Source organism: Clostridium sp. AF21-20LB (assembly GCF_003478795.1).
Lineage (GTDB): Bacteria > Bacillota > Clostridia > Lachnospirales > Lachnospiraceae > Otoolea > Otoolea fessa.
In genome coordinates, this window is record NZ_QUGD01000002.1 from 43478 (window position 1) to 55536 (window position 12059).

General features: G+C 49.3%; 7 protein-coding genes. 2 read left to right on the forward strand and 5 right to left on the reverse strand.

The genetic code is table 11. The features are described from left to right. Positions 1-47: 47 nt before the first annotated feature. Entirely contained in the window at positions 48-911 is an 864-nt protein-coding gene (locus DWX76_RS01675) for an FAD binding domain-containing protein (RefSeq protein WP_118293872.1), read from the reverse strand. A 148-nt stretch (positions 912-1059) separates the two neighbouring features. On the opposite strand from DWX76_RS01675, the gene DWX76_RS13880 reads away from it, so the two are divergent. Next, on the forward strand, positions 1060-2184 hold the full coding sequence (locus tag DWX76_RS13880; protein ID WP_118293871.1) for an NTP transferase domain-containing protein: 1125 nt from the start codon (positions 1060-1062) through the stop codon (positions 2182-2184). Between the two features lie 146 nt (positions 2185-2330). Here DWX76_RS13880 and DWX76_RS01685 read toward each other — a convergent pair whose 3' ends face one another. The 4 genes from DWX76_RS01685 to DWX76_RS01700 all read right to left on the reverse strand — a co-directional run bounded on the left by DWX76_RS01685 (position 2331) and on the right by DWX76_RS01700 (position 10836). Further along, positions 2331-3716, reverse strand: coding sequence for a nucleobase:cation symporter-2 family protein (locus DWX76_RS01685; RefSeq protein ID WP_243022431.1), 1386 nt, complete (start codon positions 3714-3716; stop codon positions 2331-2333). Positions 3717-3913: 197 nt separating this feature from the next. After that, positions 3914-4837 (reverse strand): alpha/beta hydrolase, encoded by a 924-nt coding sequence (locus DWX76_RS01690; protein WP_118570007.1) that lies wholly within the window; start codon positions 4835-4837, stop codon positions 3914-3916. A 298-nt stretch (positions 4838-5135) separates the two neighbouring features. After that, positions 5136-8672 (reverse strand): pyruvate:ferredoxin (flavodoxin) oxidoreductase, encoded by a 3537-nt coding sequence (nifJ, locus tag DWX76_RS01695; protein ID WP_118472655.1) that lies wholly within the window; start codon positions 8670-8672, stop codon positions 5136-5138. A gap of 346 nt (positions 8673-9018) precedes the next feature. Further along, the gene (locus DWX76_RS01700) at positions 9019-10836 is read right to left on the reverse strand and encodes a VanW family protein (RefSeq protein ID WP_243022424.1); all 1818 of its coding nucleotides are present in this window, start codon (positions 10834-10836) and stop codon (positions 9019-9021) included. A 331-nt stretch (positions 10837-11167) separates the two neighbouring features. Here DWX76_RS01700 and DWX76_RS01705 point away from each other — a divergent pair, with 331 nt between their 5' ends. Further along, the gene (locus DWX76_RS01705) at positions 11168-12022 is read left to right on the forward strand and encodes a PHP domain-containing protein (protein WP_118570008.1); all 855 of its coding nucleotides are present in this window, start codon (positions 11168-11170) and stop codon (positions 12020-12022) included. Positions 12023-12059: the final 37 nt, after the last annotated feature.

Consider the following 12059-nt stretch of genomic DNA (forward strand, 5'->3'; position numbering starts at 1 on the left):
TCCTAATATTCATACTATTATACGATCATTTTATTGTCCTATTTCGTTTAGCACTCTTCCAGCACACGCACCGCCCGCTTTATCAGAACACCGATTAAATGTTTCCGGTATTCAGCGCTGCCGCGCATATTTGAAGACGTCTGAACCTGATCACGGATCCACTTTGCAAGACAGGCTGCTTTCTTCCCGGTCTGCGTCTTGTCCTGACTTTCTCTGGTATCGGCATCCGCATCTGCTTTTGTTTCAGCCTTTTGCTTTTCCTCTATAAGCGCCTGTATTGTCTCCGCTGATGCCTCGAACAACACAGCACGCCCCGGACGCGCACCGATGCTAAAACGATATGCTCCATCCGCCCGTTTCGCCGCTGCACAGGTCAGCACTGGAAAATCAGTCTGCGTATTCCGCACGGACTGGTAGTGATATACGGCTTTGTCTTTATGGACAATTAATTTGACTAAAATGTCCCGGCCGCCGATCTGTTTTGCAAATTCCATCAACGGCATCCGTCCAGCTTTGTAAAGTTCCACTTCGGTGTCCATCGCCAGGAACATCGTCAGGACATCTGAAAATCCAAATCTGCCATAGATACTGCCTCCGACTGTCGCCAGGTTCCGAAGCTGCACGCCGACGATATGGCGCACCGACTCGCGCATGGCACCGTCTGTGTATGCCGCCAATCCCGGATGTTCTTCCAGCTGGCGCAGGGTAACCATCGCGCCAATCTCAAACGCATCCTCTGTCTCCTCTATCTGATCCAGCCCCAGCCCTGAAATATCAATCGCGGTTCCTACATTGCCCCGGCTCATCTTCAGCCAGATCATACCGCCTATCACCCGGTTCGCTTTTTTCTGATTCAGCTCCCAGGCTTCCTCCAGGCTTTCTACCCGTTTATATTCTCGAATCGTCATCATAGGTTTTTCCTCTTTTTCATCTATTTCTTAAATAACAAAATTATCCATCTTTTATTATAGCATAAAACATGGTATAATTCCGTTGTTATTTTTAAAATACAACGAGACCCCTTTTTCCAGAAAAGATTAGGAGGATTTGACAAAAACTATGAAACCATCCATCCGTACCTACCTCTGCAACGACGAAAACCATCGTTTCTTTGGCGAAGGTCCTCGTCAGCTTCTTCATGCCATCGATGAAACCGGATCGCTCCGCTCCGCCGCTCTGTCCATGAATATGGCGTATACAAAAGCACTTCGGATTATCCGCTCCGCCGAAGCCACGCTTGGATTTCCACTGACCGTCCGCACCACCGGCGGAAAAGGCGGCGGAGGCAGCCAGATGACGGCGGAGGCGAGGGAGTTTCTAGCTAAGTATGAGGCATATCGGGATGCATGTACGGAGAGTGGGAAACAGTTATATGAAGAATTTTTTTGCAGGCGGAAATCTGTTTTTTTCTCTTCTGGAACACAAACGTCCTCTTTCACTTGTTTGCAAAATTCAAACGATGTCCGGATCGCCTGCATCATCATGGCCTCCGGTCTTGGAAAACGTTTCGGCTCGAACAAGCTCATGGCTTCGTTCCACGGTGCTCCGCTCATCCACTCGGTACTGGATGTGACCGGTTCTGTTCCGCTCTTTGCCGATCGTCTCGTTGTGACGCGCTCCCGGGAGGTTCACGATTACTGTCAGTCCCTGGGAATTCCGGTGCTGATTCATACACTTCCCAATCGGAACGAGGCGCTCTGCCTGGGACTTACACACATGTTAAAAAGGCACCCGGATTTATCAGGCTGTCTCTTTGCACTCGGCGATCAGCCGCTTCTGCGTCCACGGACACTGGAACGGATATGCCGGCGCTATCTCGAATGCAAAATATCACCAGGTCACTCAAAATCTGTTTTCCCAGATTCTGATTTTTCCATTTTGGAATCAAAATTGCCTCAGAATTCAGGAATTGCAGAAAAATCACCGATCGTACAGCTCTGCAGCGTCCAAATGACGGCTTCTCCCGAACCTTCCGCCTCAACCACCGTCGGAAGCCCGATTCTCTTCGACCGGGCATATTTTGACGAACTGCTCCATCTGCCGGAAAAAGCTGGCGGAAGCCATGTTCTCCGCCAGCATCCGGACGTTGTCCAGTATGTGACTGCCGAAGTGCCGGAGGAATTGATGGATGTAGACACGCCGGAGGAGCTCAAACGCCTGGAGAATCTGGTAACAATCGAATAAAACTATAAGGACTGACATCACACATGCAGCATGATGCCAGTCCCTTTTTATCAATCTACGTATCACTTTCAGCCATACATTCCATATTTTATAGATGGATCTTATATTTTTATGTACCTATAACCTTTTTCTAATCTTCCTATTTCTTACGCCTCATCCTTCGGCAGCAGCACATTCAGGATAATCGCCATGAAAGCTGCCGGAACGATACCAGATCCGCCGAATACAAGCTGAATTGCTTCCGGCATCTTGGAAAGGATAGTTGCATGTGCACCCATGCCGTAACCAACACCCAGTGCAACAGAGACGATGGTCAGGTTGCGTGAAGTCATCTTCTCTTTCGTGATAAGCTGAATACCGCTAACTACGATCGAAGAGAACATCATAACCGCTGCGCCTCCCAGTACCGACTGTGGCATGATCGAAACGATCGCACCCAGCTTCGGAATCAGACCGCACAGAATCAGGAATACCGCGCCGGTTGCAAGTGCCATGCGGTTGACTACCTTTGTCATCGTAACCAGACCTACGTTCTGGCTGAACGAAGTGTTCGGAAGAACACCGAACAGCGCCGCAATACTGGAACCAAGTCCATCGCAGATAACGCCGCCGGAAAGCTCTTTATCGGTCGCCTCACGGTCCATACCGCCCTCAACGACACCGGAAATATCTCCGACCGTCTCAACAGCGGTTACAATAAACATGATAAGAACCGGCAAAATCGCGCGCATATCAAAGACAATTTTAACCGGGACGATCGGCGGAATGCTGATCCAGCTTGCCTGTGCTACCTTATCCCAGTTTAATACCCATGCTTTGGTATATTCGGTTCCGTCCGCTGCAATGCCCGTGTGCGGAAGCACCAGACCCATGATGAATGCTACAGCATAACCGGCAATAATTCCGACCAGAATCGAGGAAGAACTTAAATATCCCTTCGTTCCGTGCTTCACTGCCAGAATCACAATCAGGACAAAAATAGCAAGCAGCATATTTTCCATGGAACCAAAGTCCTGCGCCGAGCTGCCGCCGCCGAAGGAATTGACGCCGACCCCGATCAATGACAGACCAATCGAAAGAACGACCGTACCTGTTACGACCGACGGGAAAAATCGGCGAAGCGGCTTTAAGAAGCATCCAAGCACACTCTCGAACAGACCGCCGATGATCGAAGCACCCATAATGGCGCCGTACGCTAAAATACCGCCGCCCATCGTAGCCGCCACGCTGTTGAATACACCGATGAAACCAGAGCTGGTTCCCATGATAATCGGAACCTTGCCGCCGACCGGACCAACCGAAAATAACTGCAGCAGCGTGATCAGTCCCGCCACCAACATCGCATTCTGCAGAAGCTCGATCTGCAGCTGTGCCAGATCGTTTCCGCCCGTGATACCACAGGCGCCTGTGATGATCAGAAGTGGTGTCAGGTTACCGACAAACATCGCAAGCACGTGCTGCAGTCCCAGCGGAATCGCCTGTTTTAACGGCACGTGCTGCAGTCCCAGCGGAATCGCCTGTTTTAACGGCATCTTCGCCTCAAACTCATAGGCAGGTCCCGTAAATTTCTTTTCATTTTCCATAGATTTTCTCTCCCTGTACCCAATTTAAAACTACCTTTTTACACAGTTTCCAAAACATTCTCAATTATAAAAAAAAAGCATATGAACTGTAAAGATTGTTTTTTCATTTGTATATTATTTTTCATTAAGTAAGTTATAAGTATTACTTATAATTTACTTACCCAGTCCACAATATCACCAAATACCTCTTCCCGATTGATCTCATGAAACAGTTCATGCCTTGCCCCCGGATAAAGTTGCATCGCCACATTGGTACATCCGGTTTCTTGCAGATCTTCCATCGCGCGCCGCACACCGCGTCCGCCTTCTCCGACCGGGTCCTCCTCTCCCGATATCAGCAGAATCGGCAGATTTTTCGGAATTCCATCAAAGCCTCTCTTCCGCTTCAAATCCAGCATGACCTGGAAAAAATCGACGAATGCCCCATCGGTGAATAAAAACTGGCAGTATGGATCCGCCTCGTATTTTTCATCCTCCTCCGTCACGCGCGACAGCCATTGATGTTCCGTTTTTCCTTTTTCAAAATAGCGGTTATAGCTTCCAAGAACCAGCTGGTGCAGCCGCTCATTTCGTCCATTTCTTCCTTCCAGCCACGCTGCCGCTGCCACGACGGTTCCGCCCAGCCACAAAAGTGGTTCCGGCTGGCTTCCGGTTCCCATGAAAATTGCGCCGTCCAGCCATTCTCCATAATGCGTGATAAAACGGCGTCCAAAAAACGAACCCATGCTGTGCCCCAGAAGAATATGCGGAATGCCCTGAAACTTGTGTTTCGCAAAACGTGCCACCTGCGCCATCGCACCGTTCACGCGGCGGACACCATTTTTCTCCGCGAACTCACCCAATTCCCCTGGTTTTGCTGTCCGTCCATGTCCCGGATGATCGTTCCCGATGACCGCAATCCCCGCCCGGTTCATCGCCTGTGCAAATTCTTCGTATCTGCCAATGTGCTCGATCATACCGTGCGCCACCTGAATGACCGCCCACGGTGTTTCCTCCGGCTCCCAGCAGATGCCATGGATTCTGCCGCTCCCATCCTGAAATGGAATATAAAAATCTTTGCCCTGTGCCATCCTGATTTCCCCGCTTTCTAAATGCTATATCGAATTATCTCTCTCAACATTGCCTGAAATATTTTTTATTTTCCTGTTTTATTGAAGCATATAATTTTCAGATCCTTTTCATATACAGGATACCACAAAAACACTCTATTATACGATTTTCCCTCTTAAAAAAAGAATGTGGCTTGTTGTGTAATAGGGAATTCCAAGGAATTTTCTATTACACAACAAAAGCTCCATCTTTCGACGGAGCTTCTGCAGTCATACGTTTTATATATCGTATGTCATATATTCATGAATCAGTGATTCATTAATTGTTTGAATACAGAGTAACGAGCTTGTTCAGGTACTGGTATCTAGCCTTTGCCTCTTCCTCGTTCTTTGCATCCAGCGCGCCGGCTCTATCCGGATTCTTCAGAGCCAGAGATGCGTAACGAACCTCACCCTTTAAGAATGCCTGGTAGTCACCTGTCGGTGCCTTGCTGTCCAGAGTGAACTTCTTGTCCTCTGCAGCCGGATTGTAACGGAAGTTGTGCCAGTAACCGCACTCTACCGCCAGTTTCTCCTCGGTCTGAGCCTTGTCCATACCTTTCTTGATACCGTGGTTGATACACGGAGCATATGCAATGACTAAGGACGGACCCGGATATGCCTCTGCCTCAGCGATTGCCTTAACAGTCTGAGCATAATCAGCACCCATGGAGATCTGGGCAACGTATACATAGCCGTAGCTCATAGCGATGGAAGCAAGATCTTTCTTCTTCACATCTTTACCACCTGCTGCGAACTGTGCAACTGCACCGGTCGGAGTTGCCTTAGAGGACTGTCCGCCTGTGTTGGAGTAAACCTCGGTATCATATACCATGATGTTGATATCCTTGCCGGAAGCAAGTACGTGGTCAACACCGCCGAAACCGATATCGTAAGCCCAACCGTCGCCACCGAATACCCACTGGGATTTCTTAGCGAGGAAGTCTTTGTTCTTCACAATATCCTTGCAGTTCGGGCAGTCGATGCCATCCAGAGCCTCTACCAGCTTGTCGGTAGCTGCGCCGTTCAATGCACCGATTCCGTAAGTATCCAGCCACTCTTTGCAAGCTGCTTTCACTTCATCGGTCGCCTGTTCTGCCGCCATCACAGCCTCAACCTTACCCTTTAAGCCGTCACGGATTGCGTTCTGAGCCAGAAGCATACCATAACCGAACTCTGCGTTGTCCTCGAACAGGGAGTTGTCCCAAGCCGGACCCTTGCCAGCCTTGTTCATGGTGTAAGGTGTGGACGGTGAAGAGTTGCCCCAGATAGAGGAGCATCCGGTTGCGTTGGCAATGTACATACGATCGCCGAACAGCTGAGTAATCAGTTTTGCGTACGGAGTCTCGCCGCATCCTGCACAAGCGCCGGAGAACTCAAGTAACGGCTGTTTGAACTGGCTTCCCTTAACGGTTGTCTCTTTATATTTATCAATGACATCCTGTTTGATCGGAAGTGTCTGACCGTAGTCATAACCCTTCTGAGCCTCCAGATTCTTGTCAAGACTTACCATCGTAAGTGCTTTCTCACCCTTCTTGCCCGGGCAGACATTTGCACAGGAACCACATCCGGTACAATCCAGGGAAGAAATAGTCATCACGAACTTGTACTGCGGCATACCTGTAAGTGGCAGTGTCTTTGTTCCTTCCGGAGCGGCAGCAGCCTCTTCCTCGGTCATCGCGATCGGGCGGATAACTGCGTGCGGACACACATAAGAACAGAAGTTACACTGGATACAGTTGTCCGGATTCCAAACCGGTACATTGACTGCGATACCACGTTTCTCGTATGCAGCGGAACCAGACGGAGTTGTACCATCTACATAATCGGTAAATGCAGATACCGGCAGGTTGTTACCCTCCTGAGCATTGACAGCAGCCTGAACGGTGTTGACAAACTTAACAACGTCTGCTCTTCCCTCGGTTGCGTGAGTCATCTCAAGTCCCTCGTCCTCGCCGTTCTTCCAGCTTTCCGGAACCTGAATCTCTACAACGTTCTGAGCGCCTGCATCGATAGCAGCCCAGTTTTTCTTAACAACATCTTCGCCCTTACGACCGTAGGTTGCCTTTGCAGCAGCCTTCATCAGTTCGATCGCTCTCTCCTCCGGAATAATATTTGCCAGCTTGAAGAATGCGGACTGAAGGATGGTATTGATACGGGTCGGACCCATACCGGTCTCGATACCCAGTTTAACACCGTCGATGGTGTAGAATTTAATCTTGTGGTCAGCGATGAACTTCTTAACCTGTCCCGGTAAGTGCTGCTCCAACTCTTCCATGTTCCACGGGCAGTTTAACAGGAATGTACCGCCGTCAACCAGTTCCTGAACCATGTTGTACTTACGGATGTAAGCCGGGTTGTGACAGGCAACAAAGTTTGCCTTGTGGATCAGGTAGGTGGATTTGATCGGTTTATGACCGAAACGAAGGTGGGACATTGTAACACCACCAGATTTCTTGGAGTCATAATCGAAGTAAGCCTGTGCGTACATATCGGTATTATCGCCGATGATCTTGATAGAGTTCTTGTTTGCACCTACAGTACCGTCGGCACCAAGACCCCAGAACTTACAGTTTACAGTTCCTTCCGGAGTGGTAACAAGCGGTGCGCCAAGCTCCAGGGAAAGGTTGGTAACATCATCTACGATACCGATGGTGAACTGCTTCTTGGTTGTGTTCTCATATACAGCTACGATCTGAGCCGGTGTGGTATCCTTGGAACCAAGTCCGTAACGACCTGTGAAGATCGGAGTCTGATCAAATTTTGTACCCTTTAATGCTGCTACTACATCAAGGTAAAGCGGCTCGCCAAGGGAACCTGGCTCTTTGGTGCGGTCTAATACGGAAATCTGCTTAACTGTATCCGGAATAGCGTCTACCAGTGCACTGGCTACGAACGGACGGTACAGGCGAACCTTTACAACGCCGACTTTCTTCCCAGCTGCTACGAGGTAATCGATCGTCTCCTCGATGGTATCGTTGACAGAACCCATTGCGATGATAACGTGCTCTGCATCCGGAGCGCCATAGTAGTTGAACAGCTTGTAGTCTGTGCCAATCTTCTCATTGACCTTGTCCATGTATTCCTGAACAATCGCCGGAAGTGCATCGTAGTACGGGTTGCAAGCCTCTCTTACCTGAAAGAAGATATCCGGGTTCTGAGCAGAACCGCGCTGACACGGGTGGTTCGGGTTCAGTGCATTCTTACGGAATGCATCGATTGCATCCATATCTGCCATATCTTTCAGATCTTCATAATCCCAGGTCTCGATCTTCTGAATCTCATGGGATGTACGGAAACCATCAAAGAAGTTAATGAACGGAATCTTGCCCTTGATGGATGCCAGATGTGCAACCGGGGTTAAATCCATAACTTCCTGTACGCTGGATTCACACAGCATCGCGCAGCCTGTCTGACGGCACGCATAAATATCAGAATGGTCACCAAAGATGGATAACGCATGGCTGGCCAGTGCACGAGCAGAAACATTAAATACGCCCGGGAGCTGCTCACCTGCAATCTTGTATAAGTTCGGGATCATCAGAAGCAGACCCTGGGAAGCGGTGTACGTGGTTGTCAGCGCACCTGCTGCCAGAGATCCGTGTACTGCACCTGCTGCACCTGCCTCAGACTGCATCTCTGTAATCTGAACTGTGTGGCCGAAAATATTGGTTCTTCCGTCTGTTGCCCATTCATCGGTAGCCTCAGCCATCGGAGAAGAAGGGGTAATCGGATAGATAGCTGCCACGTCGGTGTATGCGTAAGAAGCATGCGCTGCTGCGTGGTTTCCATCCATGGTTTTCATCTTTCTTGCCATAATGAATATTCCTCCTATTGATAGTGAATGTATTCAGTAATAAATCTCCCCAAATAGATTGTCCTGGAAATTTACCTGATAATATTATAACAAATTCTCGTCAAAATGCAAATAAATTTGATTAATATCCGGTATTATTTTTCGAACAATTACAAAAAAGCTGTCTACTGTTTTTTCAGATAGTCGATAAAACCATAAAATATGAAAAAAAGCGCCACCAGATGAAGAAAGACTCTCCATCCAGCGGTGCTTTTCATTCAAATGCCGCTTGAATGCCCTTTTATCATTCGTTTTTGCAATCTATCTTACAGCACTTTCTATATTTCACCTTAGTTTTGCCTTGGTTTTAATTGCTTCCAGGTCCATTTGCTTCCACAACCGGGTTCGTTTCCTCTGGCTCCGGAGTTGTCTCCTGCGGTCCTTCGTTGGATACCGCCGTTGTCGTGGTCGGCGCTTTTGTCTCGCCGTCAGGGCTGGACGGTGCCGCTGTGGTTGTCTCATGTGCCGCTGTGCTCTCATTAGCTGCATTTGTCTCAGCCGCAGTGCTTTCTGCTGTCGCCGTTGTCTCCGTTGCGTTGGTCGCTACAGTAGCGGAACTGTTACGTTTGATCTGCGCCGCCTTTCCACGATAGCTGCTATTGTGAAAAAATTCACGACTCACTTCTTTATCATTCTCATAGGTAACCAGATCCGTGGACCAGCGGCTGCCCGGAGTCGCTGCCTTTGTCTGCACTTCCTGCCCCGGCTGCAAGGAACCATCCTCGGTATAAACCGCAGACGGCGGATCAATCTCGCTTGTCTTCTCAGAAGACATACGAATCTTGACACCCTCTTTCAGAATCGGAACTCCATACAGTGCGATCGTCAGTTTTCGATCCGATGCGCTGAAGCTTGCCTTGATAGCCAGCGGATATTCCGAGTTGTTGACGAACTTGAAGTCCGGTCCGCCGTAGCTGACTGCCGCATCCTCGCCCGGTGTAACGTAGGACGGCTCGTAGCTGTGTGCGTGGCGCTCCGTACTTTTAAGCCCCGCAAATACAACCGCGTTATATAAGGTTGAAGATACCTGGCAGACGCCGCCGCCTGGCTCCTGGACAACCTCGCCATTTAAGTATGCGGTTGCCGGCTTGTAGCCTTTTTCTTCGGTTCTCGCACCGGTCGTATTGTTAAAGGAAAATTCCTGTCCTGGTTTGACAATCATTCCGTTTAACGCTGCGACCGCCAGACGGATATTCTCGTTTCGGTTGCTGTTGGAGGTCGTCGTGGTTGTGTAGGTGGACATTGTCTTGTACTTATCCTGTACCGACGAATCCGCTGCGACTTCCTTCGTCTCTGCGGTCAGAACGGCATCAAACTCTTTCTTGTCAATCGCATCGACCATCGCCTGTGCCAGCTTGTCCTGATCGATGACAAGTCCCTTGGTGCCCTCGCTGAACTCAAATTTGCCCGTTTCCTTATTGTAACCGGAGATACCGCCGCTCTTGGCTGCCATGTTCCAGTTTCCGGCAATCAGTGCTGCCTCTGCCTTGGCATCCTCGATCATATTTTCCGTGTTGACTTCATATGTCTCACCCGGTTTCAGATCACTTGCATAGATCTCCTCGAGAAGCTGATCAACTTTATCCGCCATCAGATTGGTGACGTCGGCCTCTTTGTCCTCGTATTTGACCTTCATCTTCCAGTCAAATGAATCAAGGATCGCCTTGCGCGCCTCCTCCTGCGTCATTCCGTAAATATTGACGCCGTTGACGGTCACCTCTCCATCTGCCACGGTACTCTCCTGTACGGCATCCGATTCGGTCGCCCCGCCTGCCGCGCTGCCCCCACCGCACCCGCGGGAGGCAATCGCCGCTATCAGGATAACCGCCAGGACACCGATCACGATCAAAAGGATCTGTGTAATATCCAGACGGTTTCTTCTCTTCTTTTTATAACGCCCGGAAGTATGCCCACTCCGACCGGCTGCCGCCCGGTTCATCGCAGTATCCCGGCGTCCCGTGCTTGTGTGCGCAGCTGTACTTTTTGTATGGCTGGATGTTTCGGACGACGAACGATGCCCGGTACTGCTATGTCCGGCACGGCTGTACGAACTCAGCGTTCCGCCCTCCAATCCTCTATGTTCAAAATTCCTTCCTCCTGAAGAATTTCTGTTGTACTCACTCATTTTCCATCACCTGTCCGTCTTTTCCATGAAATTTTATTATATGTGTTTATTTGAAAATATCCCTGCTACAGTATAGCACAATTCCAGGAAAAGAAAATAACATTATTCTTAAAATAACTTATAAATTTTTTTGATCCCCACAACCTTTTCCTGGTACAAATTTCCACAGCCGCTCTGTTTTTTGTATAACGCTTCTTCTTTCAAATATATCTGATGTAAACAATCATTTTTGTTCCCGTTTACACACTGGCAAACTGCAGCGGGTATCTGCCGCATACTTGACTTTTCCACCTAATGCGGGTAGTCTTACAGCAGAAGGAGGTCTGCATCTATGCAGTTAATTGATTTACACGTTCATTCTACTGCTTCGGACGGCACACTCACGCCCACCGAAGTGACAAAGCTGGCGCTCCAATGCGGTCTGACCGCCTATGCGCTGACGGATCATGATACAGTTGACGGCGTTGCGGAAGCCATGCAGGCAGCCGAGAACACCTCCCTGACTGTCATTCCCGGTGCCGAATTTTCCAGTCCTTATGAAGGAAAAGAAATCCATATTCTGGGGCTCTATCTGAACCCGCACTGCCCGGAACTTTTATCTGCACTGCGGCAGGTCCGCGAGATCCGCAACCGGCGCAATGAAGAGCTTCTCGCTTTATTTCAGGCAGATGGATTTCCCATTAAATATGAAGATTTAATTCACGGAAATGAACACACTGTCATCACCCGTGCTCATTTTGCACGCGCACTGCTTGAAAAAGGCTGTGTCACTTCGGTCAGCCAGGCATTTGATAAATACCTCGGGGACGGCAAAAAATATTACCGCCCGAAGCAGATGATTGAGCTGGAGGAAGCGATCCGCCTGATCCGTGTAGCTGGCGGTTTACCAGCGCTCGCACATCCTCTCCAGTATAAACTTGGCTGGAAAAAGACCGAGCAGCTTCTCTCCTATTTAAAAGAAGCCGGAATGATGGGCATCGAGGTTTATTATTCCTCACACTCTCAATCCGACAGTCTTCATTTACGTGAAATAGCTTCCCGTCTCGGTCTGGTCTCCACCGGCGGTTCCGATTTTCACGGTGCCAACAAACCAGATATCCATCTTGGAAGCGGCTACGGCGGTCTGCGGGTTTCTGCACTGTTACTGGACAACATAAAAGCCCGGTTACAGCAGAAAAACAGCTAAAATGCTGATTTACCCGCTCACGCTTCTATCGGTTCCG